The organism is Streptomyces sp. N35, from assembly GCF_016464295.1.
Classification (GTDB): Bacteria; Actinomycetota; Actinomycetes; order Streptomycetales; family Streptomycetaceae; genus Streptomyces.
Genome location: NZ_JAEIMH010000042.1, coordinates 49,791 through 75,012 on the forward strand (window position 1 = coordinate 49,791; position 25,222 = coordinate 75,012).

Genomic DNA, 25,222 nt, shown 5'->3' on the forward strand with positions numbered 1-25,222 from the left:
GGGGGGGAGAGAGGGGGCGGGCGGGGGGGAGGTATGCCCGCGGGCCCCCACCCGCTTCGGTACGGATCAGGCGTCGACCTTCTCCATGATCTCGTCGGAGACATCGAAGTTGGCGAAGACGTTCTGCACGTCGTCGCTGTCCTCGAGCGCGTCGATCAGCTTGAAGATCTTGCGTGCGCCCTCCTCGTCCAGCTCGACCTGCATGGTCGGGACGAAGTTGGCGTCGGCCGAGTCGTAGTCGATCCCGGCCTCCTGGAGCGCGGTGCGCACCGCGACCAGGTCGGTGGCCTCGGAGAGCACCTCGAAGGACTCGCCCAGGTCGTTGACCTCTTCGGCGCCCGCGTCGAGCACCGCGCCGAGGACGTCGTCCTCGGACAGCTCGCCCTTGGGGACGATCACGACGCCCTTGCGGTGGAAGAGGTACGAGACGGAGCCCGGGTCGGCCATGTTGCCGCCGTTGCGCGTCATGGCGACGCGGACGTCGGACGCGGCGCGGTTGCGGTTGTCGGTGAGGCACTCGATGAGCACCGCGACACCGTTGGGACCGTAGCCCTCGTACATGATCGTCTCGTAGTCGGCGCCGCCGGCCTCAAGGCCCGCGCCGCGCTTGACCGCGGAGTCGATGTTCTTGTTCGGGACCGAGCTCTTCTTCGCCTTGGTGATGGCGTCTTCGAGCGTCGGGTTGCCGCCGATGTCAGCACCGCCCGTACGCGCAGCGACCTCGATGTTCTTGATCAGCTTCGCGAAGAGCTTGCCGCGCTTGGCATCGATCACGGCCTTCTTGTGCTTAGTCGTGGCCCATTTAGAGTGGCCGGACATCTGCCTGTCTCCTTCGCGTAACCAATCTCTGTACGAACGACAGAGATCCTACCGGGATCCGGCAGCCGCCTTCTCCCGGACCATCTCGACGAACAGCCCGTGCACCCGGTGGTCGCCCGTGAGCTCCGGATGGAACGACGTGGCGAGCGACCAGCCCTGACGTACTGCGACGATGTGGCCGCCGTGCTCGGCGAGCACCTCGACCTCGGCGCCGACGGACTCGACCCACGGGGCTCGGATGAAGACGCCCTCGACGGGGCCCAGACCCTGGACGTCCACCGCGGCCTCGAACGACTCGTTCTGCCGTCCGAACGCGTTGCGGCGCACGATCATGTCGATGCCGCCGATCGTCTCCTGGCCCGAGCGCGGGTCGAGGATCTTGTTGGCGAGCAGGATCAGCCCGGCGCACGTGCCGTAGACCGGCATTCCGCCGCGTACGCGCTCACGCAGGGGTTCCAACAGGCCGAAGAGGACGGCCAGTTTGGAGATCGTGGTCGACTCGCCGCCCGGGATGACCAGGGCGTCGACCTCGGCGAGCTCCTCGGGGCGCCGCACCGGCCTGGCCACGGCATCCGCCGCGGCCAGGGCGATGAGGTGCTCCCGTACGTCGCCCTGCAGAGCAAGGACGCCGATGACAGGAGTGGTTCCCATGGGGACTACCAGCCCCGGTTCGCGTAGCGCTCGGTCTCGGGCAGGGTGTCGCAGTTGATGCCGACCATGGCCTCGCCCAGGTTGCGGGAGGCGTCCGCGATGATCTTCGGGTCGTCGTAGAAGGTGGTGGCCTTCACGATGGCGGCGGCACGCTTGGCCGGGTCACCCGACTTGAAGATGCCGGAGCCGACGAAGACGCCCTCGGCGCCGAGCTGACGCATCAGAGCGGCGTCGGCCGGGGTGGCCACGCCACCGGCGGAGAACAGCACGACGGGGAGCTTGCCGAGTTCGGCGACTTCCTTGACGAGCTCGTACGGGGCGCGCAGGTCCTTGGCGGCGGCGTACAGCTCGTTGTTGTCGTAGCCGCGCAGGCGCGCGATCTCGTTCTTGATCTGGCGCATGTGGCGCACGGCCTCGACGACGTTGCCGGTGCCGGCCTCGCCCTTGGAGCGGATCATGGCCGCGCCCTCGGCGATACGGCGCAGGGCCTCGCCCAGGTTGGTGGCGCCGCAGACGAACGGGGTCGTGAACGCGAACTTGTCGCTGTGGTTGACCTCGTCGGCCGGGGTGAGGACCTCGGACTCGTCGATGTAGTCGACGCCGAGCGACTGCAGGATCTGCGCCTCGACGAAGTGGCCGATGCGGGACTTGGCCATGACCGGGATGGAGACGGCCTCGATGATCTCTTCGATCATGTTCGGGTCGGACATACGGGCCACGCCGCCGTCCTTGCGGATGTCGGCCGGCACCCGCTCCAGGGCCATGACGGCCACGGCACCCGCATCCTCGGCGATCTTCGCCTGCTCGGCGTTGACCACGTCCATGATGACGCCGCCCTTGAGCTGCTCGGCCATGCCGCGCTTGACGCGGGCGGTGCCGGTGGCGGGGGTTTCGGGGGTGCTGGTAGCCACGGATGACCTCACTGGAGTGAAGGAAGACGGTGTGACTACGAGCCAACTCCCCGAAGCAGTCCACAACAAGGGCCAATGGGTAGCCGGTGGCTCATTTTTCCCTACGAGAGCGACGTACTGCCTGGTCAGGGACCTAAGCCCCCGATGGCGCGGGGACTAGGACCCGGGCCGGTCCGCCAGCGCGGCGGGCGGTTCGTCGTCCATCTCGAAGGCCAGCGGGAAGGGCGCGTGGCCCGCGAGACGGAACAGCCGCACCTTGCGGTGGCGCCGCAGCGCCCGTGCCGCGCGTACGGCGTCGTTGTGGAAGCGCCGCGCCATCGGCACCCTGCGGACCGCCTGGGCCAGCTCCTCCGCCGCCTCGACGCCGCCGGGTGCTTCGCGTACCGCCTCGACCTGGTCGGCGTCCCCGAACACGGCGCGCAGGGCCTGGCTCAGATCGCTCTCGGCGACCTCGCGCTGCTCCTCCTCGGCCTGGCGCGCGGCATGAGCGGCCTCGTACAGGACGATCGAGGCCGCCGGATCGAGCACGTTGGACGTGGCCAGCTCCTGTGCGACCGAGGCCCGGCGCAGGAGCTGGGCGTCAAGTGCCGCCCGTGCCGCGTCGATCCGGGCGTGCAGCCGGTCGAGGCGCCCGGCGGTCCAGCTCAGATACAAGCCGATGGCGAACAGGGCTACGGCGATCCAGATCAGCGTTACGGTCACGGGCGGAAAGGCTACCGGGACCAGGGCGTCGCTCTTTCACGCCGGACGGCCCGGACGACTTCAGGGGGTTCCATGGACAGGCGGAAGGTGCTGGCCGCGGGCGCGATGGGCGTGGCGACGGCGGCGTTGGGGGGCGGAGCGGCGGCAGCCGGTGTGCGCGGAGAGGTGGCCGCTGGGCTCGGTGCGATGGCCGATGCGCTGGGCGTCGCACCCACCGTCGTCGACCGCGGCATCGGCTGGACCCGCACCAGGTTCCTGATCGAGGACGACGGCGTGCCCTACGCCGTGGACGTGGTCGCCGACACGGCACAGCGGCCGCGTTCGCTCGCCTATCTGCTGCCCGGCGGCGGCCTGAACTTCACAGCGAACTTCTTCACCCCGCGCGAGCGCAACCTCGCCCACCATCTGCGCCGGCTCGGTCACCTCGTCATCGGCATCACTCCGCGCGAGGACCTCGCCGCAGCCGCCGACATCGGCGCCGGCCGGGGCCTGGCCGCGCACCGCGTGGGCGCCCGCCGCGTGGTCGATACCGGGGGCGCGGGGCTCCGGCTTCCGTACCAGCTCATCGGCCACTCGGCGGGCGCGGCGCTCGCGCTCGACCTGGCAGGTCGCGGGGGCGGCCGGCGTCTTGAACGGGTCGTCGTCCTGGACACCACCGGCCCCTACGCAGGGGATCTGGCGGTGCGGGCCGGGCAGGCGCGCGACACGTTCCGGTCCCTGATCGACCAGGGCTCGTACGTCAACGACCCAGGGCTCAAGGGCCTGCTCGCCCGCGCGCTGTCCGACCCGGACGGCGCGAGCCCGGTGCCGCGCCCCGTCGATCCCACGACCCGCTTCACCAACGCCGGTCTCGCCCACTACGCCCTGATCCGCACCAACACCCTTCCGGGACCGGCCAATTGGATCTACCGCCAGGGCCACGCCGCGGGCACGTACACCTTCGGGGCCTCGCCCGCCGAGGACCGCTTCACGCTCGCGCACAGCCCGCTGCCGGTATGGGGCGAGGCCACGGCGGCCCTGGGCAGCGGCCTCGTCCCGCACGCCCTGCTGCGCGACCTGTGCGCGATCTGGGCCGGCGACGACGCCACGTACCGCATCGCCTGGGACCGGATCCGCGCCGAGGTCGTCTGGATCAACATGGAGCTGGGCCGCGGCGACCACCCCCTGGGCGCGGACCTGATCCGCCGTAACGGCAACCGCCACGTCACATTCCAGGTCGTCCCCGGGTACGGACACGGCGACCCGGTCTGGGGCGAACAGGCGGCCGCGGAGGTGTGGCCGCTGCTGACGCCGAGGTGAGGTGTGGCCACTGCTGACGCCGAGGTGAGATGTGGCCGCAGCTCACGCCGAAGTGGGCCGGCTCGGCAGTCGCTCCCATTCGACGGCGAGCCTGCCACAGCGCCGCCAGCCGTCCCCTGAGACGCCCTGCATCCAGCGCCCGTCCTCGAACTCGGGCGGGACCTTGTCCCGCCACGGGTCGATACCGGCCCGCTCCAACTCGTCGAACCAGCGGTCGCGCTGCGAGGCCGGCAGCCGGGCCCCACACCACGGGCAGTATGCGATCGTGCTGCTCGCCCGGCTGCCGTCGTGGATGATCAGGCCGTACTCGGCGAACTTCGCGCTGAAGCCCGCGAGCGCATCAGGGCAGTCGTACGGGTCCGGATGCGCCTGGCACTCGTGCGCGAGATGACGCGTCATGGCCGTGCAGCAGTGCCGCACCGCTCAGTCCCGCGCCCGCGCGAACCGCGCACGCAGCCCCGTGGAGCGTTCGTCCGCCGCGACCGATGTCGTGCCGTCCGTCACCGTCTCGTACACCGCGAGGATGTCCGCGCCGACCGTCGACCAGTCGAAGCGGCGGACGTGGGCGCTGCCCCGTTCGCTGAGCTCGGCGCGGCGGGCGGCGGCGCCGGGGGGCTTCACCGCGGCCGCGGCCAGCGCGTCCGCGTGCTCGTTGGTGTACCGTTCGCCCGCCCCCCCCTGGTCCAGGACCTGTGCGAACGCGTCCAGGTCGGAGGCGAGCACCGGCGCCCCCGCGGACAGGGCCTCGACGAGGATGATGCCGAAGCTCTCGCCTCCGGTGTTGGGCGCGACGTACACATCGACACTGCGAAGCAGCCGCGCCTTGTCCTCGTCGCTGACCATGCCGAGGAACTCGACGCGCGAGCGCATCTCGGCCGGCAGCGAGGCCACGGCCTCCTCCTCGTCGCCACGCCCCGCGACGAGGAGCCGGGTCTCCGGCAGCTCCGCCCGGATCCTGGGCAGCGCCCTCATCCGGACGGGGAGTCCCCTACGGGGCTCGGCGGTCCGGCCGATGAAGCCGATCGTGCCGCCCTGCCACTCCGCCTTGGGCTCGGCCCGCGCGAAGAAGTCCACGTCGACACCGTTGGGGATGACCACCGCGTCGCCGCCGAGGTGCTCGACCAGCGTGCGGCGCGCGTACTCGCTGACCGCGATCCGCGCGCTGATCTTCTCGAGGGCGTGCTGCAGGATCGGATACGCGGCGACCATGGCCCGCGACCGGGCGGTGGACGTATGGAAGGTCGCGACGATCGGCCCCTGCGCGGCCCAGCAGGTGAGCAGCCCGAGCGAGGGCGAGGCCGGCTCGTGGATGTGGATCACGTCGAACGTGCCGTCGTGCAGCCACCTGCGCACCCGGGCGGCCGACAGGAAACCGAAGCTGAGCCGCGCCACCGACCCGTTGTACGGCACAGGAACGGCACGGCCCGCCGACACCACGTAGGGCGGCAGCGGGGTGTCGTCGTCGGCCGGGGCGAGCACCGACACCTCGTGACCGAGCCGGATCAGATGCTCGGCGAGGTCGCGGATATGGAACTGGACGCCGCCCGGCACGTCCCACGAGTACGGGCAGACGATGCCGATCTTCACTGAGTGCCCTTCCCGGGGCGTGGCGCCTTCTCGGGGTCGAGGTCCGAGAGCCACAGCCGCTGCAGCATGTGCCAGTCCTCCGGGTGGTCGGCGATACCCGTGGCGAAGGCGTCGGCCAGGGCCTGCGTCATCGAGGACGTCTTCTCGGCCCGCGTACCTGTCTCGGGGATGTCGATGGGCGCGTGGATACGGCCCTTCATCACGTTCGTGTCGTCATACCAGAGCGTCGCCGGCAGCAGCAGCGCACCCGTCTGCTGCGCGAGCATCGCCGGGCCCGCGGGCATCCGTGCGGTCTCGCCGAAGAACTTCACCTCGACACCGGACGCGGACAGATCGCGGTCGGCGACGAGGCACACCGCACCTCCCGCGCGCAGCCGCCGGGCGAGCGTCCCGAAGGCGGACCCGCCCGTGTGCGGCAGGACCTCCATGCCGAGACTGCTGCGGTAGGCCACGAACCGGTCGTACAGGGACTCCGGCTTGAGCCGCTCCTGCACGGTGGTGAACGGCGTGTTCAGCGCGGTGGTGAGCCAGGCGCCGGCGAGGTCCCAGTTGGCCAGGTGCGGCAGCGCGAAGACCACGCCCCTGTCGGAGGCCAGGGCGTCGGTCAGACGGTGGACGTCCTCGAGTTCCACGCCCTCGCGGACACGCTCCGCTGACCAGGTGGGCAGCCGGAAGGACTCCATCCAGTACCGCATGTACGAGCGCATGCCCGCCTTGGACAGCTGCGCGAGCCGCTCCGGGCTCGCGTCCGGCACGACCCGTGCGTAGTTGGCCTCGAGCCGCTGCACGCCCTTGCCGCGCTTCTTCCACGCGATGTCGGCGATGGTGCGTCCCAGGCGGACCGCGACGGGTTCGGGGAGCTTCTTGACCGTCCCCCAGCCGAGCCCGTACAGCGTGTCCGTCAGCTTCTCCGTCGTCTTGCTCATCAGGCCGTCTCGCTCCCCCGTGCCGCGTTTTCGTTCCCCGTCGCCGTGCTCTCCTGCACGGCCGCGCTCTCCTGTACGGAGGCCTCGGCCGCCGCGGCGTCCGCCTCAGCCGACTCCCGGCGCACCGTCACGACACGCTGGCCGAGCGTGACCAGGCTGCCGACGGCCACGATCCACAGCGCGATCGGCAGCAGGACGTCGATCCCCGGCACGCCGAATGTGTGCAGACCCGCTAGACCGGCCGCGACCAGCGAGATCACCAGACGTTCGGCGCGCTCGATCAGTCCGTTCACCGCGACGGGCAGGCCGATCGATTCGCCACGCGCCTTCGTGTACGAGACGACCTGGCCGCTCGCCAGACAGAAGATGGCGACCGCGCACAGGATGTTGTCGTCGCCCTTGCCCGCGTACCAGAGCGCGAAGCCGCCGAAGATCGCACCGTCGGCGACCCGGTCGAGCGTCGAGTCGAGGAAGGCGCCCCAGCGGCTCGAGATGCCGGCCTGGCGCGCCATGTTCCCGTCCACCAGGTCGGAGAACACGAACAGAGTGATGACGATGGTGCCCCAGAAGAACTCCCCGCGCGGGAAGAACCACAGCGCACCCGCCACCACACCGGCCGTCCCGATCAGGGTGACCGCGTCGGGGCTGACCCCCCTGCGGAGCAGAAACGCGGCGAACGGCGTGAGAACACGCGTGAAGAACGCACGCGCGTACTTGTTCAGCATGGCCTTCGAGCCTCTTCCCAAGGGGGGTGGCGGGCCGCGCGGCCCCTGCGGCCACCGGCTGGCCCATCGTAGTCACGGGGCGGCCCCCTCCACCCGCGGAGCCCCGGTCGCACGCGCACCCGGGCGATCACGTACGACGTATGGACGCAGGAAGACCTGAGTGGAAAGCTCGAAGGCACCGCGGGCGTCGCCGAAGCCGCCGGCCCATTCGAGCCTGATCCAGCACGCGGTTTCCGCGTGTCCGCGCCCTTCCCCTCACCGTGCAAGAAACCCGGGAGGCAAGGCATGGGCGACAAGGCAAATGCACACCCTGGGGCCGCCGGCAGGGCTCTGACGGCCGACCACCCCGCTTCAGTACGGAATGTGGTGCTGGTCGGCCACAGCGGCTGCGGCAAGACGACTCTGGTGGAGGCCCTCGCACTCAGCGCGGGGGCAGTGAACAGGGCGGGCCGTGTGGAGGACGGCGGCACCGTCTCCGACTACGACGAGATCGAGCATCGTCAGCAACGCTCGGTCCAGCTGTCCCTCGTACCCGTCGAATGGGGCGGCATCAAGATCAACCTCCTCGACACTCCCGGATACGCGGATTTCGTCGGGGAACTGCGGGCCGGTCTGCGAGCGGCGGACGCGGCCCTTTTCGTTGTCTCGGCAGCGGAGGGTACGGAAGGCATCTCGGGCGCCACCCGCATGGTGTGGGACGAGTGCGCGGCCGTCGGGATGCCGCGCGCCATTGTGATCACGCACCTGGAGGCCGCTCGGGCCGACTTCGAGCAGATGACCCGGGCCTGCGCCGAGACCTTCGGCGGCGACGACCCCGATGCCGTACTGCCGCTCTATCTGCCGCTGCACGGCGAGGCGGGTGCCGATGGACACGCGCCCGTGCACGGCCTGATCGGGCTGCTCTCGCAGAAGGTCTTCGACTACTCGTCCGGCGAGCGCAAGGAGCGCCCGCCGTCCGGTGACGAATTACCGCTGATCGAGCAGGCGCGTAACCGGCTCATCGAGGGGATCATCGCCGAGAGCGAGGACGAGTCCCTGATGGACCGCTATCTGAGCGGTGAGGAGATCGACTTCAAGACCCTCGTGGGGGATCTGGAGACCGCGGTGGCCCGCGGCATCTTCCACCCGGTGCTCGCCGCCGCGCCCGCGGCCGAGGGCTCCAAACAGGGGCTGGGCACGGTGGAGCTCCTCGAACTGATCACGGGCGGCTTCCCCACCCCCCTGGAACGCCCGGCCCCCGAGGTGACCACTCCGTCCGGCGCGCCGCGCGAGGTGGCCGCGTGCGATCCGGAGGGTCCGCTCGTCGCCGAGGTCGTGAAGACCTCCTCCGACCCGTATGTGGGGCGGATTTCTCTCGTACGGATCTTCTCGGGGACCCTGCGTCCCGACGAGACCGTGCATGTCTCGGGCCACGGCCTGGCCGACCGCGGCCATGAGGACCATGACGTGGACGAGCGGATCGGCGCCCTGTCCTCGCCGTTCGGCAAACAGCAGCGCACCCTCACCAAGGCCATCGCGGGAGACCTGGCCTGTGTGGCGAAGCTGAGCCGGGCCGAGACCGGGGACACGCTGTCCCACAAGGACGAGCCGCTCCTCATGCGGCCGTGGACCATGCCGGACCCGCTGCTGCCGCTGGCCATCCAGGCGCACAGCAAACCGGACGAGGACAAGCTCTCGCAGGGTCTTTCGCGGCTGGTCGCCGAGGATCCGACGATGCGTCTCGAGCAGAATCAGAACACCCACCAGGTCGTCCTGTGGTGCTTGGGCGAGGCCCATGCCGATGTCGCCCTCGAGCGGCTGCGGAACCGGTTCGGTGTACAGGTCGACGTCGTCCCGCACAAGGTGTCGCTGCGCGAGACCTTCGCGGGCAAAGCGGCGGCGCGCGGGCGGCATGTGAAGCAGTCCGGCGGACACGGTCAGTTCGCGATCTGCGAGATCGAGGTGGAGCCGCTGCCGGGGGGCGCGGGCATCGAGTTCGTCGACAAGGTCGTCGGGGGCGCGGTGCCGAGGCAGTTCATCCCGTCCGTCGAGAAGGGCATACGGGCCCAGGCCACGCGAGGCGTCGCGCTGGGGTATCCGCTGGTGGACGTCCGGGTGACGCTGCTCGACGGCAAGGCGCACTCGGTGGACTCCTCCGACGCCGCGTTCCAGACGGCGGGTGCGCTGGCCTTGCGGGAGGCGGCGGCGGGGATGACGATCCATCTCCTCGAACCGGTCAGCGAGGTGCAGATCCTGGTCGCGGACGACTATGTGGGCGCCGTGATGAGCGATCTGTCCGGCCGGCGCGGGCGCGTGGTCGGCACCGAACAGTCGCCGGGCGGGCGCACGCTCGTACGGGCCGAGGTGCCGGAGATCGAGATCGGGCGGTACGCGGTGGATCTGCGCTCGCTCTCGCACGGAACCGGGCGCTTCAGCCGGCGCTATGCGCGCCATGAGCCGATGCCTCCGCAGCAGGCCGCCAAGTTGCGGGAGGAGGCGGAGAGTTCGAGCTGAGGCCGTCTGCCCGGCCAGGTGACAGCCGCCCGCGTCGTTCCCCTCTCGGCGCGGGCGGTCCGTGGAACCTGTGGATAACCGCAGGGCAGGTTTTCCACAGGCCCGGACACCTCTCGTCGCCGCCCGATACATTGTTGATCTGCGCATCCGACCTGTGGACCACTGCCTGATGGCAAGTCAAAAGGTGTGCCGGGCAGGGAAGTCGGGAAGGCCGCAGAAGCAGCGATGCGGCGATGGGGGCGGCAGTGGCGAACAATTTCGGCTCGGGCTTCGATTTCAGGCCCGGTGCCCAGGTGCCTCTTTCGGGCGCCGCGGGCGAGACCGCGGCGACGCATGCCCTGGCCTCGGCCGCGTACCGGGACACCGAAGTCGACGAGCTGCTCAAGGCGAACAGCGAGTGGCACAAGTCCGAGATAACGAAGGGCAAGTTGTCGCTCTTCAAGCCGGACCTGGGCGAGGCCTTCTCACGGGCCGTCCAGGTGCGGATGCTCGGCGGCGCCCGTAAGCCGCTGATCCAGTCCTTCGGCACCGAACCGCAGGCCGTGGTCGAGCACTGCCTGGCGGCCACCCGCATCCGCAAGCAGCGGGACTCCCAACTCACTGTGGTGATGGGTGTGTTCGGCGCGCTGTTCCTGCCGGGGCTGCTGATCTGGCTGCTGATCTTCCAGGCCCGGAAATGGATCAGCGACCAGAAGGACAAGCGCGCCCAGGCGCTGTCCACTGCGGTGCTCGTGGGCGCCGGCGGCCTGCTGCTGCTCTTTCTGATCCGGCTGCCGTTCACGGGGATCGCCGGTCTCTATCTGCGTGCCATGATCGTGGCGCCGGTGATCGGCTGGCTGCTCGCCAAGCAGATATGCGAGCGCACGGCCAGAGACATGCGTCTGCGCTGGGAGAGCCTCCTCGCCGGCGGTGGAATCGGCGCGAAGATCCCGGAGGCGGTGCCCACCAACCCCAACGAGACGGCGGCCGAGCGCCTGCGCCAGGGCTTGGCCCACCTCACCGCCGAGCAGCAGTCCAACTCGGTGTTCTACGCGGGCCCCAAGGGCATCCTCGGCATGGGCACCCGCTGGGGCAGCTGGCAGCTCGCCGAGGAGCTGACACCGCGCGAGCCGGGGGCGGAGATCCACCCCTTCCGCAGCTGGGACGTCATCCGCGCGATCCATGACCAGCTGCGGCTCCTGGAGCGCGGCCCGCTGCACACGGGCGGCTTCCCCACCCCGTCGATACGCCACTGGATCGTCACGCCCGTCGGGGAGAACGCCAAGGAGGTCGCGCGCCCCAAGGGCACCGACGTCGAGGCGTACCAGATCAAGGGCCATGAGATACAGCGGATCTGCAACGAGCAGCAGTTCGGCAGCGGTGACCGCCACTACCTGGGCGTGCAGTTCAGGCTGTGGGACGGCCAGTTGGTGATCACCATGCTGATCACCGTCACCGTGCTGCATCACACCTTGCGGATCGAGGTCACCGGGCATGCGCTGGGTCCGGTGCACGCCCTGTTCACCACCAAGCCGAAGGCCAAGGTCAAGGAAGTCGCGAAGACCGTCAGGTTCTGGGAGACCAAGGAGGTCAAGCAGCCGCTGGTGAGCACCACCGACGTGGTCCGGCTCGCGGCGCGGGCGCCCTTCACCTGGTACCCGCCGATCCTCGACTTCCTCGGCGGCAAGCTGGTGCTGCCCGAGCCCTTCGGCCTGCGGCACGCGTGGGCCGACAAGCCGTGGCGGCACCGTTTCATGGCCGACGACGCCCTGCGCACCGCGACGCCGGTGCTGCGGGTGGTGCATGCCTCCGCGCTCAAGGTGCTCCAGGAGAACGGCGTGGACACCGAGCGCTGGGACAACCGCTCCCTCATCCTCAGCGGACTGGTCCAGGACCCGACGCCGCGCAAGGCGGATGTGTACGACGCGTGATCATGACTGCGGGCCCGGCGCATCACCAACCGGGCCCGCAGGTCACGTCGTTGGGCTCACGCCACTCGGTCCGCCGGCCGAGCCCACGCCATGAAGGCCCCTCGGCCCGCCGGCCAGGCGCGCGCGGTAAAGGCCCCTCAGCCCACGGGCCAGACGCACGCGGTGGAGGTTTTCAGCCCACCGGCCAAACGCACGCTGTAAAAGCTCTCAGCCCACCAGCCAGGCGTCCGCCAGCATCTTGCGCGTATCGGCGAGGAGTTGCGGCAGGATCTTGGTGTGCCCGACCACCGGCATGAAGTTGGTGTCGCCACCCCAGCGCGGCACGATGTGCTGGTGCAGATGGGCCGCGATACCGGCGCCGGCCACGGTCCCCTGGTTCATCCCGATGTTGAACCCGTGCGCGCCCGAAGCGACACGCAGCGCGCTCATCGCCTGCTTCGTGAGCTCGCCGAGTTCGGCGGTCTCGGGGCCGGTCAGCTCGGTGTAGTCCGCGACGTGCCGGTAGGGCACGACCATCAGATGGCCGCCGTTGTACGGGTACAGGTTGAGCACCGCGTACACCTGCTCGCCACGCGCCACGACAAGGCCGTCCTCGTCGGACTTCGCCGGAATCGAGCAGAAGGGACAGCCGTCCTCGGCGCCCGGCCCTGTGGGCTTGTTCTCGCCCTGGATATAGGCCATCCGATGGGGCGTCCACAGGCGCTGGAACGCGTCCTTGGTCCCCACTCCGATCTGCTGCTCCGGCTCACTCGTCATGCTGTGCAGCATATGGCTTCGCCCGTTCGGAGCGTGTCGCCGGGGCCCTCCCGCCGACCGCTCCGGCGAAGCTGGCCCGATGGAAGACGACAGCCCGCAGGAGCGCTGGCGAAGGCGCACCGAGATCCCGCTCGCCATCGGTTCGATGCTGTTCCTCGGCGCCTATGCCACGAAGGTTCTGGTGCCCGGCATGTCCCAGGGATGGCGCGACTTCTTCTTGGCGGTGATCCTCGGCGCCTGGGCGCTGTTCGCCGTGGACTATGCGGTGCGCTGGCGGATGAACGGGAGCGGCCTGAAGTACATCCGCACCCACTGGCTGGAAACCCTGGTCCTGCTGCTGCCTCTGCTGCGGCCGCTGCGCGTCGTACGGCTCTACGAGGCCATCCAGATGCGCCACGGCGAACCGCGGCTGAGCCTGTACGCACGCGTGATGGTCTACGCCGGTCTGTCGGTCCTGCTGCTCGGCTTCGCCGGCGCGCTGGCCGTCTACCACCACGAACGCCTCGCACCCGGCGCGGACATCCGCACCTTCGGCGACGCGGTCTGGTGGACCTGCACCACGCTGTCGACCGTCGGTTACGGCGACATGGCGCCCGTGACGCCGGTCGGCCGTCTCGTCGCCGTCGGCCTGATGGCCTGCGGCCTGGGGCTGCTCGGCGCGGTGACCGGTTCGTTCTCGTCCTGGCTGATCCAGGTCTTCACACTGGAGGACGCGAAGCGCAGGGCCCGCAGCCGCCGCTGACCCCCGCGAACGGCACGAGGCCCCGGGCGGAACACCCAGGGCCTCGTACAGAAAACTCGTACGGAAATTCTCGTACAGAAATGCTCGTACGGAAGAACTCGTACGGGAAAAGCGGCGGATCAGACCTGCACCCGCTCCTCGACCGCCTTCGCGATCTTCGCGATGGCCTCGTCGACCGGAATGCCGTTCTCCTGGGAGCCGTCGCGGTAACGGAAGGACACCGAACCGGCGTTCATGTCCTCGTCGCCCGCGATGACCATGAAGGGCACCTTGGCCTTCTGCTGGTTACGGATCTTCTTCTGCATCCGGTCCGAGGACGAGTCGACCTCGACCCGCAGGCCCTTCTCGCGCGCCTTGGCCGCGAAGTCCTCCAGGTAGGAGACGTGCGCGTCACCGATCGGGATGCCGACGGCCTGCACGGGCGCGAGCCACGCCGGGAACGCACCCGCGTAGTGCTCGAGCAGCACACCGAAGAACCGCTCGATCGAGCCGAACAGCGCGCGGTGGATCATCACCGGCTGCTGGCGCGAACCGTCGCCCGCGGTGTACTCGAGGTTGAAGCGCTTGGGCTGGTTGAAGTCGACCTGGATGGTCGACATCTGCCAGGACCGGCCGATCGCGTCCTTGACCTGCACGGAGATCTTGGGCCCGTAGTACGCGGCACCACCCGGGTCGGCGACCAGCGGCAGGTTCTGCTTCTCGGCCGCGAGCCGCAGCGCCTCGGTGGCCTCCGCCCAGTCCTCGTCGCTACCGATGAACTTGTCGGACTCGTCGCGGGTGGACAGCTCCAGCTCGAACTCGGTCAGACCGTAGTCCCGCAGCAGATCGAGCACGAAGGTCAGAAGCGTGTCCAGCTCCTGCGGCATCTGCTCCTTGGTGCAGTAGATGTGCGAGTCGTCCTGGGTGAAGCCGCGCGAGCGGGTCAGACCGTGTACGACACCGGACTTCTCGTACCGGTAGACGGTGCCGAACTCGAAGAGCCGCAGCGGCAGTTCACGGTACGAGCGGCCCCGGGACTTGAAGATCAGGTTGTGCATCGGGCAGTTCATCGCCTTGAGGCGGTAGTTCTGCTCGTCGAACTCGATGGGCGGGAACATGCCCTCCGCGTAGTGCGGCAGGTGACCCGAGATCTCGAAGAGCTTCTCCTTCGAGATGTGCGGGGTGTTCACGAACTCGTAGCCGGAGGTCTCATGCGCCTTGCGCGAGTAGTCCTCCATGACCTTGCGGATCACACCGCCCTTGGGGTGGAAGACCGCGAGACCGGGGCCGAGCTCCTCCGGGAAGGAGAACAGGTCGAGCTCCGCGCCCAGCTTGCGGTGGTCGCGCTTCTCGGCCTCGACCAGGAAGTCCAGGTACGCCTTCAGCTCGTCCTTGGACGGCCAGGCGGTGCCGTAGATCCGCTGCAGCTGCGGGTTCTTCTCGCTGCCGCGCCAGTACGCGGCGGCCGAGCGCATCAGCTTGAACGCGGGGATGACACGGGTGGTGGGCAGGTGCGGGCCTCGGCAGAGGTCCTTCCAGCACAGGTCACCGGTCTTGGCGTCCAGGTTGTCGTAGATGGTGAGCTCGCCGGCGCCCACCTCGGCGTCCGCGCCGTCGGCGGCCTGCGCGGCATTGCCCTTGAGACCGATGAGCTCCAGCTTGTACGGCTCGTCGGCGAGCTCTACGCGGGCGTCCTCGTCCGTGGTGACGCGGCGCGAGAAGCGCTGCCCCCGCTTCTGGATCTCCTGCATCTTCTTCTCGATGCGCTTGAGGTCCTCGGGGGTGAAGGGCTCCTTGACGTCGAAGTCGTAGTAGAAGCCGTCCTTGATGGGCGGACCGATACCGAGCTTCGCGTCGGGGAACAGCTCCTGCACGGCCTGCGCCATGACGTGCGCGGTGGAGTGGCGCAGGATGTTGAGACCGTCCTCGGACGAGACCTCGACAGCCTCGACCTCGTCACCGTCGGACAGCTCGTACGCGAGGTCCTTGAGCTCGCCCGCGATCCGGGCGGCGACGATGGTGCGCTCGCCGGCGAAGAGTTCCGCGGCCGTAGTGCCCGTAGTCACCACGCGTTCTTCCCGCTCGGAATCGCGTTGGATGATCACACGGACGTCAGACACGGGTCTCTCCTAGGTGAAGGGGTCGCGTCGCCGTACGAATGGCCACGCAGATCGAATCGTACCGAGCCGACCCCACCGATCGCGAAACGGCTACCCGCTCCCCCGCAACCCGCGCTCAGTCCCCGTCCTCGCCGCTGCACGCCTCCTCGAAGAAGTCGAGGTTCTCCTGCAGCGACTTCATCATCCGGTCCCGTACAGCCTCGTCCACCTGCACCGGCACCACATCCGACGCCCCGGTCAGCCGCCGGAACCCGCCCCGGCTCTCGAGCCGCCCGCTGACCCGGATCGGCAGCCCGACCAGATGCGCACTGCCCGCGATCCGGTACGCCTCCTCGTCCAGGCTCAGCCGCACGTGCGGCACGTCCGCCCCCGCGATGACCCGCAGCCGCACCGTGCCCGTGCCCCGCGGTCCGTTGCGCCGCATCCGTACGACGGTCCCGGTGATCCGTACCGGCAGAGCGGGCTCCGCACGCAGGAACCGTGCCCCCGCCTCCCGCAGCACCGGAAGATCACCGGGCGAGAACTCCACCGCCTCGGGCCGCGGCGCACACCCCTCGGGCACCCCGGCCGCCGGCGCCCACGCGAAGGTGACCCGCGCCCCCTCGGTGCCACGCACCAGCGCGACGACCGCCTCGGTGAGCTCCTGGCTGACCCCGGCCTCGATCGCGGTGTCGAAGGCCTCCATCCCGCCGGTGGCCCGCTGGTAGTCGATGGCCTCTCTGGCCGCGTACAGCGCGTGATGCAGCCGTACGACGAGCGCGCGGCCGGTCCCGACGGGCACGAACGCCGTCAGTTCACGGCCGCCGGGCGCGGGTCCGACCAGGAGCTCGCTCAGCGATCCGGCGGCCGGCCGCCGGTGCCGCGCCCCGTAGTACCCGCCGCGTCCCCGCACCCCCACCGCCCCCGCGGGCAGCATCTTCCCCGGGGCGCCCCGCAGTTCCTCCTCGACCGTCCAGGGCGCGGTGCCCGCGGGCCCGGCCGGTACATCGCGCGACCAGCGGACCTCGTCGCTCGGCAGCGCGAGCGCCACGAGCACATCGCGTGCGGACGGAGCGGCGCTGCGCGACAGCGCGAGCAGCGCCTCGTCGAGCAGGTCCTCGCTGTCCGGAAAGGCCCGGCTCTCGGGCACCAGCAGACTCGTACCGGAAGACCCGCCGGGCGGTGTCCACCGTGCATAGCGCCCGACGGCGCCACCGCGCCGCCGCCAGCCGTGCCGGTCGAGCAGCTCACGGAGCACGGCGGGGTCTACCCGCGTAGCGGGGGCCGTTTCGAACCCGTCGACCGGGTGCGGCCGCAGCGGTTCATCGGCCGAACGGTGCTGCGTCACGGCCTGCCTCCCGTCCCGACCCGCGTCATGATTTCGCAGAGCGCCCGGTCGTCGAATATCCGCGTGGTCGGTATGCGTACGGTGGTCCGGCGCCGGCCGGTGATCCGATGGCCGGCGAGGTTGACCCAGTAGCAGCAGTGGCGTAGATCGAGCCGGTCATGGCTCGCTCTCAGCCAGTCCTCCTGGGAGCGCGGCACGAGCATCACCACCAGGATCTTGTGCACCGAGACGGGGGTGCGGGCCAGCTTCGCCAGATGCTCGTTGTCCAGCGTGAACGAGAAGGCGGAGCCCGGGGGGTTGGGCGCGATCTGGTACGTGGCCTTGAGCTGCACCTTGATGGTGACCTCGTCGTCGATCGCGTGCCCCGGCGCGCTGTGGCTGACGTGCCAGTCGATCCCGTTGTCCGGAAAGGGCTGCGACAGCGAGCACCCCGCCGCGGCCGCGACGGCGTGCAGATATCCCACCTGCAGCGTCTCCATACAGGCGGTGGTGGCGAGGGTGCCGCGCAGCGGTGCGGTCCGCTCGGGCAGCAGCCCACTGTTTTCGGGCTGCGCGAGCGCCATGATCGACGAGCCTTCCGGGGTGGGGCCGGCCTCTGACTCCCCCGAGGAAAGCCAGAGTGATCGAAAAGTAAAGATTCTCCCGCGACGGGCGGTCAACTGCCGTTTCCGTCACTTGTGTTGTGACCGGTCGGCATACGCCGCAAACGGTCCGGGCATCACCAGGTCGGGGCAGGGGTAGCGCATCATCTGCCAGGAGTGAACAGGGAGTTGCATCACTATGACGTGCTGGTACGAGGGACCCCTGGCCGCCTTCGACACGGAAACCACCGGCGTGGACGTGGAGAACGACCGCATCGTGTCCGCCGCGATCGTCGTGCAGGACTCGGCGGGCGCCCGGGCGCGGACGATCCGTTGGCTGGTCAACCCGGGTGTACCGGTGCCCGCGGGCGCCACGGAAGTCCACGGTCTGACCGACGACCATCTGCAGCGCAACGGCCGCTGGCCCTCCCCCGTGATGGAGGAGATCGCCCGCGAGCTGGCCGAACTCAACGCCTCGGGACGGCCCTTGGTCGTGATGAACGCGCCGTTCGATCTCACGCTCCTGGACCGCGAGTTACGCCGCCACCGCGCATCCTCGCTCGGCCGCTATCTGGAGAACCACCCGCTGTGCGTGCTCGACCCACGCGTCCTCGACAAGCATCTGGACCGCTACCGCAAGGGCCGTCGCACGCTGACCGATCTGTGCGAGCACTACGAGGTGGAGCTGACGGGCGCGCACGACGCGGCCGCCGACGCCCGGGCCTCCCTGGATGTCATCCGCGCGATAGGCCGGCGCTTCGCGGCCCGTCTCGGGCGCCTCAACCCCGCCGAGCCGCACTCGCTCCCGGCGGTGTGGCACGCGGGCCAGGCCCGGGGCCTGCAGGCCTGGTTCGCCCGCAGCGGCACCATGGAGGTGGTGGACCCGGCCTGGCCGCTCCGCCCGGACATGCCCGCTGCGGCTTGATCCCGTACACGAAAAAACCGGTCCGTCGATGACGGACCGGCCTTCTTCCGGGTGGGCGATACTGGGTTCGAACCAGTGACCTCTTCGGTGTGAACGAAGCGCTCTCCCACTGAGCTAATCGCCCGGGCGCAGGAAGAACTTTACCGCACGTCAGGGGCGCCCCGGACCACCCCGGCACTCAGCGGTTCACTCGTCGATCTTCCACGGCATGGTGAAGCCGAACTTCCACAGGTAGATGCCGAGCAGCACGCCGATGATCACCAGGCCGACGCTCGTCAGGATGATGTTGCGCCGCCGCACCTTCGGGTCGAGCGCGCGCTGCGCCGCCTCCGTGAGCTTGCGCTTCGTCCAGCGCATCACCAGCTGGGCCCAGACGAACTCAGTGGCCCAGATCGCCATGCCACCGAAGATCACGACCCACCCGGGCCCCGGAAGCGGCAGCATGATGATGCCGGCGATCACGACGGCGAGGCCGACGACGAAGACGCCGACCTGCCAGCTCAGGTGCAGCGCCCTGCGTGCCTGGATGAACGCGGGGGCCTTGGACCCGAGCCCCTCCTCGGTCACGGTCGTCCCCAGTACCTCGTGTACCTCGTTTTCGCCGTCCTTCTGCGCCGCTGCGCCGACGGCTTCGTCCTGGCCGTTACTCCCCGTATTCATGCCGCCAAACATTACCGGACAGAAACCGTTCACTGGAATGGCTCTATCGCTCGAACCGGGACTCCGCTGTACGAGCTACCAAAACCGACTCAAATCCCTCAGAGGGGTTTACAACGGCACCGTAGGTGGCATGTCGATTTCGCCGACGTGCGAATCCCCGAGCGCACACTGAGCGAAAGGCCCTGGCGCTTATGAACACCACGGTCAGCTGCGAGCTGCACCTGCGCCTCGTTGTGTCGAGCGAGTCCTCACTGCCTGTACCCGCAGGACTGCGGTATGACACGGCCGATCCCTACGCCGTGCACGCAACCTTCCACACCGGAGCGGAGGAGACCGTCGAGTGGGTCTTCGCCCGCGATCTCCTCGCCGAGGGCCTGCACCGGCCCACCGGCACCGGTGACGTCCGTGTCTGGCCATCCCGCAGCCACGGTCAGGGCGTCGTCTGCATCGCCCTGAGCTCCCCGGAAGGAGAGGCATTGCTCGAGGCCCCGGCGCGGGCCCTGGAGTCGTTCCTGAAGAGGACCGACGCCGCTGTGCCCCCGGGCACCGAACACCGTCACTTCGATCTGGATACGGAGCTCTCGCACATCCTGGCCGAGAGCTGAGCCAGCCTGGGAGCAGCCCGGCGCCGTCCACTCGGGGAGACGGTCCGGGCATCGACAACCGCATACGGGCAGTGAACGGCGTCGTCGCCGCGGGAACCTCCGCGGGGGCGGCGCCGTTGTTTTCTGGCACAAGCACCGCATATCCAGGCACCGCGCATGTCCGGAGCGGGCCTGGGCAGGCGGGCAGGGGTCCGCCGCGGGGACAGCCGCTAGCATCGGCCAGCAATCGGCGGGCAGCGGTCCGGCCTTCATCGCAGGGAGCGAATGTGCTGATCACCCACGACACCCGGTGTGCGCTGGACGCCGTGGTCGATCTTGTGAACACGGCGCCCGACGAAGAGGGCTCCGACGGGGTCGATGGTCTTTCCCTGATCGCCGATCTCGAGGACTTCGTGCGGGATCACGACATCAGCGGCGTGGGTGTGCTCACCGACCGGGATCTTTCGGCGGTGCGGGGGATCCGCGACCGGTTCTGCGAGGTGTTCGCGGCGAAGGACGCGGCCCGGGCGGCGGCGCTGATCAACGAGCTGGTGGCCTCGGCCGGCACCACACCGCAGCTGACCGACCACGACGACTTCGACTGGCATGTGCATTACTTCGCGCCCGGCGCCTCGGTCGCGGACCACCTCGCGGCGGACTGCGGGATGGCCCTGGCGTTCTTCGTGGTCGCGGGTGAGCAGGAGCGCCTCAGGCGCTGCGAGGCGCCGGACTGCCGACGGGCCTTCGTGGACCTGTCCCGTAACCGCTCGCGGCGGTACTGCGACAGCCGTACCTGCGGGAACCGGCTGCATGTGGCCGCCTACCGCGCCCGGCGCAAGGAAGCGGCGGGCTGACCCTCCCGGGCGCCTGCGTCAGAGCGGGAACAGACCGGCCCTCCCGGACAACCGCGTCAGAGCAGGAACAGGTCGTGCATGGCAGCGGCAAGGAGCAGGCAGCCGATCACGCCCAGGAAGATCATCAGCGGTGGCTGGGAGAGAGCGAAGAGACAGCCGCGCTGTTCGGAGGCGGGAGCGGGAACTGTCGGCGGATTCGTGGGGGGCGCGGAGGCCTCGCCCTGGGTGGTGTTCATCTCGGGGCGATGATGACGCACCCGATGGGCCCCGTGGGCCTCAACACACCCTTTCGTGTGGGGAGTTCGCCGATTCGCGTATACCTGTGCGGACACCCGTGACCGCCGGGTGCGGGGGTGTACGGCCGGACGCGCGCCCCTGTCAGATGCCGTGCTTCTTGAGGATCGCCTCGATGTCGCTGAAGTCCTCGGCCTGCTCGGTCGACTTCGGGCGGGTCACCGGCTGGGCGCCGGTGCGCCCCGCGCCGAGCGAAGGGGCCGAGGCCTTGGGCTCGACCGCCGCCTCGCGACCGCTCGCCTTCGCGGCCTTGCGCTCCTTGCGCCCGCCCACGCCCGTACGCCGTTCGACGGCGCGGCTGGTCATGAACAGGACCCAGGACAGCCCCAGAATTCCGACGCCGACCCAGGTGGACGGCTTGAAGACCAGGTCGGAGACCCACTCGACCACGCCGGTCATCACGAGCCCGACCGGAACGAGCGAGTAGGCGGCGATCCTGGTCGCGGCCAGGAATCGCTTGCGGTACGCGGTGATCGCGGCGATGCCCAGGCCTGCCGCGGACACGGCGGAACAGATGGTCTCGGCAAGCATCCGGCCCTCCAGCGATGGGTGCGGTCGTCGGCGGATATCCGCGCGGCGGTCCCCTCCATCGTGCACCGTTCCCGGGCTCCGGGGCCACGATCCGGAGCCACCTCAGGGAGAACTCGGGGTTCATCTCCTCCGCAGGTCCGGGTTGGGCCGGCGCGGCCGCCCCTGGGAGACTGGCCCCATGAACGACTCCGCCCCCGCAAGCCCCGCCCGTCCCGTGCTCGACGTCTGGTGCGAGCTCCAGTGCTCCGACTGCGGCACCGCCCTCGATGATCTGCGCGCCCTGCGCGAGCGGTACGGCGACCGGCTCGAGCTGCGTCTGCGCCACTTCCCGCTGGACAAGCACAAGCACGCCTACGCCGCCGCCCAGGCCGCCGAGGAAGCCCTCGACCAGGGGCAGGGCTGGCCGTTCGTGGAGGCGGTCCTCGCCCGGGTCGCGGAGTTCGACTCGGCCGGCGAACAGGTTCTGTTCGACGTGGCGCGCGAACTGGGCCTGGACGCCGAGGAGTTGGACACGGCGCTGATCGACGGCCGGCACACCCTGATCGTGGACGCGGACCAGGCCGAGGGCAAGGCGATCGGTGTGACCGGCACGCCCACGTACGTCATCGACGGCGAGCGCCTCGACGGCGGACAGAGCCAGGAGGGTCTGCGCGAGCGCATCGAGACGATCGCGGACCGGCTCCTGGCCGCCTAGGGCGCTCAGAGCGGCTTGTACACACTGTGTGAGACCGGCCGGTAGTCGAGGGATTCGTAGAGCCGGCGGGCCGGTGTGTTGTCCGAGAAGACGTTCAGCGCGATGCGCTCGGCGCCCGCTTCGCGGGCCTCGCGCTCCGCGAGGAGCATCAGGGTGCGGCCGTGGCCCCGGCCGCGGTACGCCTCCTCGACCTGCACCCAGTACACGTAGCGGCCCTCCTCCTGGCCGGCGACCCAGATGATGCCCGCCACGTCGTCGCCGTCCAGGAGGCAGGTGAACCACATGTCCGGCGTACCGAGGCCGTCGGGCAGCAGGCGGGCATGGTCGCTCTCGGACTTGGCGTAGGCCTGCTCCTCGGGTACGCCGCGGTCCATCCACGTCCTGGCGTACTTGATCTTGGTGTCGGAGAGCCAGACCGGGTACTCGTCCTCGGCCATCGGACGTGCGCGGTATCCCTCCGGCAGCGCGGGCGCGGGGCCGGTGAGGTCCTTCGCCATCCCGCGGTTGCGCTCGACGTAGCCGAGGGCACCGGCCAGGCGCAGGGCCGTCCCCGCGTCCGCCGGTATCTGCGCCTCCACCCGTGTGCAGCGCCAGCCGCGCAGCACCTCTTCGGCCGCGAGGGCGGCCACCGTGCCGCGGCCGCGCCGCCGGTCCGGCTCGTCGATGTGCAGCGAGCGGATCTGGCCCACGGTCGGGCCGTACGCGGGGTGGGTGGCGAGCTCGATGGCGCCGACGGGCCTGCTGTTCACGCAGACCTGGAACGGGCGGGAGCGGGCGCCGTCGGCGCTGCGGTGGAGCGGCGCGGTGGGCCGCAGGGTCGTGGTCATCACAGGAGTTCTACCCAGGGCCGGGGCGCTGCGTCATCCCCCGGCCGGTCTTCGGCCGACGGCTCACGGATCCAGGTCGTCCGCGGCGCGCTCGTCGAAGACGCGCATCGCCTTGGCCGTGACCGGTCCCGGCACCAGCTCACGGTCGTCGACGCGGTGGACGGCCTGGATGTCGCGCAGGGTCGAGGTCAGGAAGATCTCGTCGGCCTCGGCCAGGACCTCGAAGGGCAGGTCGGTCTCCTGGGCGCCGGTCCACTCGACCGCGAGGGCCCGGGTGATGCCCGCGAGACAGCCGGAAGCGACGGGCGGGGTGTGGATCTCGCCGCCGAGCACGACGAAGACGTTGGAGCCCGTGCCCTCGCAGAGCCGGTCCACGGTGTTCGCGAACAGCGCCTCACTGGCGCCCCGTTCATGGGCGCGGGCCAGGGCGACGACGTTCTCCCCGTACGACGTGGTCTTCAGGCCCGTGAGCGCGCCCCGCTCGTTACGGGTCCACGGCACCGTGATCACAGCGGTGCTGTCCGGCCTGCGGGAGGTCTCGCCGAGGGCGGCCACGAGGGTCTGGCCGACGTCGCCGCGGTCGGATCCGAGCGGGGAGATTCCGCCGGTGTACGTGATGCGCAGCCGGCCGAGCGCCACCGGGTTGGCCTCGATCACCGCGGCGCACGCGCGGCGCACCTCGTCGAGGTCGGGCTCGGGCAGGCCGAGACCGCGGGCGGAGCGGGCGAGCCGGTCGAGGTGGCGGGTGAGCGCGAAGGCCTTCCCCTCGACCGTCTTCACGGTCTCGAAGACCCCGTCGCCGACGGTCAGTCCGTGGTCGAGGACGGAGACCCGTGCCTCGTCGTGTTCCCGCAGTGCGCCGTCGAGCCAGATCTTCACGCGTGGTTCCCTCCGCTTGCGCCGTACGTTCCCGATGCTACGGCCAGCAGGCGCGACGCCTTCAGCTCGGTCTCCTGCCACTCACGCTCGGGGTCGGAACCCCAGGTGATGCCCGCACCGGTGCCGAAGCGCAGCACGCCCTCGGCGCGGTCGATCCAGAACGTGCGGATACCGACGGCCAGTTCGCCTGCCCCCCGGTCCGCGTCCACCCAGCCGATCCCGCCGCAGTACGGGCCGCGGGGCGCCGTCTCCAGGTCCTCGATGATCCGCAGCGCACTCGACTTGGGCGCCCCGGTGACCGATCCCGGCGGGAAGGTCGCGGCGAACAGCTCGGGCCACCCGGCTCCCTCGGCCAGGTCCCCGCGCACGGTCGACACGAGATGGACGAGCCCCGGATGCTTCTCGACCACGCACAGCTCGGGGACGGTCACCGTGCCGGTCGCGCACACCCGGCCGAGGTCGTTGCGTACGAGATCGACGATCATGACGTTCTCGGCGTGGTCCTTGTCCAGGAGGTCCGCCTCGGTGCGCCCCGTGCCCTTGATCGGCCCGGACTCGACGATCCGCCCGGCACGGCGCAGGAAGAGCTCCGGGGAGGCCGTGGCGATCTCCACGCCATGTTGCGGAAGCCGGATCGTGCCCGCGTACGGAGCCGGGTTGCCATGCGCGAGCTCGGCCGTGAGCGCGTCCACGTCGGCGTCGGCGCCGACGGGAGCGCTCAGGACGCGACAGAGGTTGGCCTGGTAGACCTCGCCGGCCGCGATGTGCTCGCGGATGCGCCGTACACCCGCGGTGTAGGCCGCGCGGTCCAGGGAAGACGTCCAGGCGTCCGCCGATGGCCCTTGCCAGCGCCCCGTACGTACCGGGGGCGCCTCGCGTACGTCGCCGAAGCGGGCGCAGACGAGACGGCCCTCGAAGTCGGCCGAGACGGCCCAGAAGCCGGTGGAGTCGAGGGCTGCGGGATCACTGGTGACATCGCGCAGATCGGTGGCGATGAGGCCGCCGAGGCGCGCCATGGGAGCGGGGTCATGCACGGCTGCGAGTCTATGACCGGCTCTCCGGGCTCGCCCCGGGGCCGCCGCGAGCCGGTGGCAGGGCAGCACGCTGCGTAAACGAGTTTTTGTACTGGCCCTGGAATCCGCTACAGTTCAACACGTCGCCGGGACGCGAAAGCCCCCGGGGAGCAGGCGAACGTAGCTCAGTTGGTAGAGCGCAACCTTGCCAAGGTTGAGGTCGCGAGTTCGAACCTCGTCGTTCGCTCGGAAGAGCAGGGGGATCCTTCCCGAACCCCCACACTCCTGGTGGAGTGGCCGAGAGGCGAGGCAACGGCCTGCAAAGCCGTCTACACGGGTTCAAATCCCGTCTCCACCTCCAAGCGCGATTAGCTCAGCGGGAGAGCGCTTCCCTGACACGGAAGAGGTCACTGGTTCAATCCCAGTATCGCGC

At 69.9% G+C, this 25,222-nt stretch carries 26 protein-coding genes and 4 tRNA genes; 11 read left to right on the forward strand and 19 right to left on the reverse strand.

Features of this window, described 5'->3' with window-relative positions; all coding sequences use genetic code 11:
- Nucleotides 1–66 precede the first annotated feature (66 nt).
- The 4 genes from JAO81_RS22975 to JAO81_RS22990 form a co-directional block, all read right to left on the reverse strand.
- Nucleotides 67–819 (reverse strand): YebC/PmpR family DNA-binding transcriptional regulator, encoded by a 753-nt coding sequence (locus tag JAO81_RS22975; protein WP_199549809.1) that lies wholly within the window; start codon nucleotides 817–819, stop codon nucleotides 67–69.
- Nucleotides 820–867: 48 nt separating this feature from the next.
- Nucleotides 868–1,470 (reverse strand): pyridoxal 5'-phosphate synthase glutaminase subunit PdxT, encoded by a 603-nt coding sequence (gene pdxT, locus JAO81_RS22980; protein WP_199549810.1) that lies wholly within the window; start codon nucleotides 1,468–1,470, stop codon nucleotides 868–870.
- A gap of 5 nt (nucleotides 1,471–1,475) precedes the next feature.
- Nucleotides 1,476–2,393, reverse strand: a complete 918-nt coding sequence (gene pdxS / locus JAO81_RS22985) for a pyridoxal 5'-phosphate synthase lyase subunit PdxS (RefSeq protein WP_374194333.1) — start codon at nucleotides 2,391–2,393, stop codon at nucleotides 1,476–1,478.
- Nucleotides 2,394–2,537: 144 nt separating this feature from the next.
- A complete protein-coding gene (locus JAO81_RS22990; protein ID WP_199549812.1) occupies nucleotides 2,538–3,083 on the reverse strand; it encodes a hypothetical protein in 546 nt (181 codons plus the stop codon).
- 72 nt (nucleotides 3,084–3,155) lie between these two features.
- Between JAO81_RS22990 and JAO81_RS22995 the strand changes: the two genes are divergently transcribed.
- A complete protein-coding gene (locus tag JAO81_RS22995) occupies nucleotides 3,156–4,382 on the forward strand; it encodes a hypothetical protein (protein WP_199549813.1) in 1,227 nt (408 codons plus the stop codon).
- 42 nt (nucleotides 4,383–4,424) lie between these two features.
- Here the strand turns inward: JAO81_RS22995 and JAO81_RS23000 are convergent, their stop codons facing one another.
- Genes JAO81_RS23000 through pgsA form a run of 4 tightly spaced genes read right to left on the reverse strand, consistent with a single transcriptional unit; the run spans nucleotide 4,425 to nucleotide 7,620 of the window.
- The gene (locus JAO81_RS23000) at nucleotides 4,425–4,802 is read right to left on the reverse strand and encodes a hypothetical protein (protein WP_374194334.1); all 378 of its coding nucleotides are present in this window, start codon (nucleotides 4,800–4,802) and stop codon (nucleotides 4,425–4,427) included.
- Nucleotides 4,803–4,805: 3 nt separating this feature from the next.
- Nucleotides 4,806–5,969, reverse strand: a complete 1,164-nt coding sequence (locus JAO81_RS23005) for a glycosyltransferase family 4 protein (RefSeq protein WP_199549814.1) — start codon at nucleotides 5,967–5,969, stop codon at nucleotides 4,806–4,808.
- On the reverse strand, nucleotides 5,966–6,895 hold the full coding sequence (locus JAO81_RS23010; RefSeq protein ID WP_199549815.1) for a phosphatidylinositol mannoside acyltransferase: 930 nt from the start codon (nucleotides 6,893–6,895) through the stop codon (nucleotides 5,966–5,968). The genes JAO81_RS23005 and JAO81_RS23010 overlap by 4 nt, the downstream gene beginning before the upstream one ends.
- Entirely contained in the window at nucleotides 6,895–7,620 is a 726-nt protein-coding gene (pgsA, locus tag JAO81_RS23015) for a phosphatidylinositol phosphate synthase (RefSeq protein WP_233415777.1), read from the reverse strand. Before pgsA ends, JAO81_RS23010 begins: the two co-directional genes overlap by 1 nt.
- Nucleotides 7,621–7,905: 285 nt before the next feature.
- Here pgsA and JAO81_RS23020 point away from each other — a divergent pair, with 285 nt between their 5' ends.
- Nucleotides 7,906–10,113, forward strand: coding sequence for an elongation factor G-like protein EF-G2 (locus JAO81_RS23020; RefSeq protein ID WP_199549816.1), 2,208 nt, complete (start codon nucleotides 7,906–7,908; stop codon nucleotides 10,111–10,113).
- Nucleotides 10,114–10,346: 233 nt separating this feature from the next.
- A complete protein-coding gene (locus tag JAO81_RS23025; RefSeq protein WP_199549817.1) occupies nucleotides 10,347–12,023 on the forward strand; it encodes a hypothetical protein in 1,677 nt (558 codons plus the stop codon).
- Between the two features lie 207 nt (nucleotides 12,024–12,230).
- On the opposite strand, the gene JAO81_RS23030 is transcribed toward JAO81_RS23025, so the two are convergent.
- Nucleotides 12,231–12,791: an HIT domain-containing protein gene (locus tag JAO81_RS23030; RefSeq protein WP_199549818.1), complete on the reverse strand. Its 561-nt coding sequence runs from the start codon at nucleotides 12,789–12,791 to the stop codon at nucleotides 12,231–12,233.
- Nucleotides 12,792–12,858: 67 nt separating this feature from the next.
- On the opposite strand from JAO81_RS23030, the gene JAO81_RS23035 reads away from it, so the two are divergent.
- Nucleotides 12,859–13,521, forward strand: coding sequence for a potassium channel family protein (locus tag JAO81_RS23035; protein ID WP_199549819.1), 663 nt, complete (start codon nucleotides 12,859–12,861; stop codon nucleotides 13,519–13,521).
- Between the two features lie 119 nt (nucleotides 13,522–13,640).
- Here JAO81_RS23035 and thrS read toward each other — a convergent pair whose 3' ends face one another.
- From thrS to JAO81_RS23050, 3 genes are all read right to left on the reverse strand, one after another.
- Nucleotides 13,641–15,620: a threonine--tRNA ligase gene (thrS, locus tag JAO81_RS23040; RefSeq protein WP_199549820.1), complete on the reverse strand. Its 1,980-nt coding sequence runs from the start codon at nucleotides 15,618–15,620 to the stop codon at nucleotides 13,641–13,643.
- Between the two features lie 115 nt (nucleotides 15,621–15,735).
- A complete protein-coding gene (locus JAO81_RS23045) occupies nucleotides 15,736–16,947 on the reverse strand; it encodes a hypothetical protein (protein ID WP_199549821.1) in 1,212 nt (403 codons plus the stop codon).
- Nucleotides 16,944–17,510, reverse strand: a complete 567-nt coding sequence (locus JAO81_RS23050; RefSeq protein WP_165330512.1) for a DUF4365 domain-containing protein — start codon at nucleotides 17,508–17,510, stop codon at nucleotides 16,944–16,946. Before JAO81_RS23050 ends, JAO81_RS23045 begins: the two co-directional genes overlap by 4 nt.
- Nucleotides 17,511–17,727: 217 nt before the next feature.
- Between JAO81_RS23050 and JAO81_RS23055 the strand changes: the two genes are divergently transcribed.
- Complete coding sequence (locus JAO81_RS23055; protein WP_199549822.1) at nucleotides 17,728–18,453, forward strand: 3'-5' exonuclease; 726 nt, start codon at nucleotides 17,728–17,730, stop codon at nucleotides 18,451–18,453.
- Nucleotides 18,454–18,505: 52 nt separating this feature from the next.
- On the opposite strand, the gene JAO81_RS23060 is transcribed toward JAO81_RS23055, so the two are convergent.
- A tRNA-Val gene (locus JAO81_RS23060) sits at nucleotides 18,506–18,577 on the reverse strand.
- Between the two features lie 62 nt (nucleotides 18,578–18,639).
- The gene (locus JAO81_RS23065; RefSeq protein ID WP_199549823.1) at nucleotides 18,640–19,113 is read right to left on the reverse strand and encodes a TIGR02611 family protein; all 474 of its coding nucleotides are present in this window, start codon (nucleotides 19,111–19,113) and stop codon (nucleotides 18,640–18,642) included.
- Nucleotides 19,114–19,304: 191 nt separating this feature from the next.
- On the opposite strand from JAO81_RS23065, the gene JAO81_RS23070 reads away from it, so the two are divergent.
- The gene (locus tag JAO81_RS23070; protein WP_003959770.1) at nucleotides 19,305–19,718 is read left to right on the forward strand and encodes an SsgA family sporulation/cell division regulator; all 414 of its coding nucleotides are present in this window, start codon (nucleotides 19,305–19,307) and stop codon (nucleotides 19,716–19,718) included.
- A 266-nt stretch (nucleotides 19,719–19,984) separates the two neighbouring features.
- Entirely contained in the window at nucleotides 19,985–20,551 is a 567-nt protein-coding gene (locus JAO81_RS23075) for a CGNR zinc finger domain-containing protein (protein ID WP_199549824.1), read from the forward strand.
- A gap of 56 nt (nucleotides 20,552–20,607) precedes the next feature.
- On the opposite strand, the gene JAO81_RS23080 is transcribed toward JAO81_RS23075, so the two are convergent.
- Both JAO81_RS23080 and JAO81_RS23085 read right to left on the reverse strand, forming a co-directional pair.
- The gene (locus JAO81_RS23080) at nucleotides 20,608–20,787 is read right to left on the reverse strand and encodes a hypothetical protein (RefSeq protein ID WP_199549825.1); all 180 of its coding nucleotides are present in this window, start codon (nucleotides 20,785–20,787) and stop codon (nucleotides 20,608–20,610) included.
- A 142-nt stretch (nucleotides 20,788–20,929) separates the two neighbouring features.
- Nucleotides 20,930–21,376 carry a hypothetical protein gene (locus JAO81_RS23085; RefSeq protein ID WP_199549826.1) on the reverse strand — a complete coding sequence of 149 codons (447 nt, stop codon included), beginning with the start codon at nucleotides 21,374–21,376 and terminating at the stop codon, nucleotides 20,930–20,932.
- A 178-nt stretch (nucleotides 21,377–21,554) separates the two neighbouring features.
- Between JAO81_RS23085 and JAO81_RS23090 the strand changes: the two genes are divergently transcribed.
- The gene (locus JAO81_RS23090; RefSeq protein ID WP_199549827.1) at nucleotides 21,555–22,070 is read left to right on the forward strand and encodes a DsbA family protein; all 516 of its coding nucleotides are present in this window, start codon (nucleotides 21,555–21,557) and stop codon (nucleotides 22,068–22,070) included.
- 5 nt (nucleotides 22,071–22,075) lie between these two features.
- On the opposite strand, the gene JAO81_RS23095 is transcribed toward JAO81_RS23090, so the two are convergent.
- The 3 genes from JAO81_RS23095 to JAO81_RS23105 form a co-directional block, all read right to left on the reverse strand.
- Nucleotides 22,076–22,897, reverse strand: coding sequence for a GNAT family N-acetyltransferase (locus tag JAO81_RS23095; RefSeq protein WP_199549828.1), 822 nt, complete (start codon nucleotides 22,895–22,897; stop codon nucleotides 22,076–22,078).
- Between the two features lie 63 nt (nucleotides 22,898–22,960).
- Nucleotides 22,961–23,776 (reverse strand): aminotransferase class IV, encoded by an 816-nt coding sequence (locus JAO81_RS23100; RefSeq protein ID WP_199549829.1) that lies wholly within the window; start codon nucleotides 23,774–23,776, stop codon nucleotides 22,961–22,963.
- Nucleotides 23,773–24,810 (reverse strand): chorismate-binding protein, encoded by a 1,038-nt coding sequence (locus tag JAO81_RS23105; protein ID WP_199549830.1) that lies wholly within the window; start codon nucleotides 24,808–24,810, stop codon nucleotides 23,773–23,775. The genes JAO81_RS23100 and JAO81_RS23105 overlap by 4 nt, the downstream gene beginning before the upstream one ends.
- A 153-nt stretch (nucleotides 24,811–24,963) precedes the next feature.
- Between JAO81_RS23105 and JAO81_RS23110 the strand changes: the two genes are divergently transcribed.
- The 3 genes from JAO81_RS23110 to JAO81_RS23120 all read left to right on the forward strand — a co-directional run bounded on the left by JAO81_RS23110 (nucleotide 24,964) and on the right by JAO81_RS23120 (nucleotide 25,222).
- Nucleotides 24,964–25,036: transfer RNA gene (locus tag JAO81_RS23110), tRNA-Gly, on the forward strand.
- 40 nt (nucleotides 25,037–25,076) lie between these two features.
- Nucleotides 25,077–25,150, forward strand: a tRNA-Cys gene (locus JAO81_RS23115).
- A 1-nt stretch (nucleotide 25,151) separates the two neighbouring features.
- A tRNA-Val gene (locus JAO81_RS23120) sits at nucleotides 25,152–25,222 on the forward strand.

Bases quoted from the DNA above. Each gene is read 5' to 3' on its own strand.
- JAO81_RS22975 (WP_199549809.1), bottom strand. From the start codon at position 819: ATGTCCGGCCACTCTAAATGGGCCACGACTAAGCACAAGAAGGCCGTG.
- pdxT (WP_199549810.1), bottom strand. From the start codon at position 1,470: ATGGGAACCACTCCTGTCATCGGCGTCCTTGCTCTGCAGGGCGACGTA.
- JAO81_RS22995 (WP_199549813.1), top strand. From the start codon at position 3,156: ATGGACAGGCGGAAGGTGCTGGCCGCGGGCGCGATGGGCGTGGCGACG.
- JAO81_RS23010 (WP_199549815.1), bottom strand. From the start codon at position 6,895: ATGAGCAAGACGACGGAGAAGCTGACGGACACGCTGTACGGGCTCGGC.
- pgsA (WP_233415777.1), bottom strand. From the start codon at position 7,620: ATGCTGAACAAGTACGCGCGTGCGTTCTTCACGCGTGTTCTCACGCCG.
- JAO81_RS23020 (WP_199549816.1), top strand. From the start codon at position 7,906: ATGGGCGACAAGGCAAATGCACACCCTGGGGCCGCCGGCAGGGCTCTG.
- JAO81_RS23025 (WP_199549817.1), top strand. From the start codon at position 10,347: ATGGGGGCGGCAGTGGCGAACAATTTCGGCTCGGGCTTCGATTTCAGG.
- JAO81_RS23030 (WP_199549818.1), bottom strand. From the start codon at position 12,791: ATGCTGCACAGCATGACGAGTGAGCCGGAGCAGCAGATCGGAGTGGGG.
- JAO81_RS23035 (WP_199549819.1), top strand. From the start codon at position 12,859: ATGGAAGACGACAGCCCGCAGGAGCGCTGGCGAAGGCGCACCGAGATC.
- JAO81_RS23050 (WP_165330512.1), bottom strand. From the start codon at position 17,510: ATGGCGCTCGCGCAGCCCGAAAACAGTGGGCTGCTGCCCGAGCGGACC.
- JAO81_RS23055 (WP_199549822.1), top strand. From the start codon at position 17,728: ATGACGTGCTGGTACGAGGGACCCCTGGCCGCCTTCGACACGGAAACC.
- JAO81_RS23065 (WP_199549823.1), bottom strand. From the start codon at position 19,113: ATGAATACGGGGAGTAACGGCCAGGACGAAGCCGTCGGCGCAGCGGCG.
- JAO81_RS23070 (WP_003959770.1), top strand. From the start codon at position 19,305: ATGAACACCACGGTCAGCTGCGAGCTGCACCTGCGCCTCGTTGTGTCG.
- JAO81_RS23080 (WP_199549825.1), bottom strand. From the start codon at position 20,787: ATGAACACCACCCAGGGCGAGGCCTCCGCGCCCCCCACGAATCCGCCG.
- JAO81_RS23085 (WP_199549826.1), bottom strand. From the start codon at position 21,376: ATGCTTGCCGAGACCATCTGTTCCGCCGTGTCCGCGGCAGGCCTGGGC.
- JAO81_RS23090 (WP_199549827.1), top strand. From the start codon at position 21,555: ATGAACGACTCCGCCCCCGCAAGCCCCGCCCGTCCCGTGCTCGACGTC.
- JAO81_RS23095 (WP_199549828.1), bottom strand. From the start codon at position 22,897: ATGACCACGACCCTGCGGCCCACCGCGCCGCTCCACCGCAGCGCCGAC.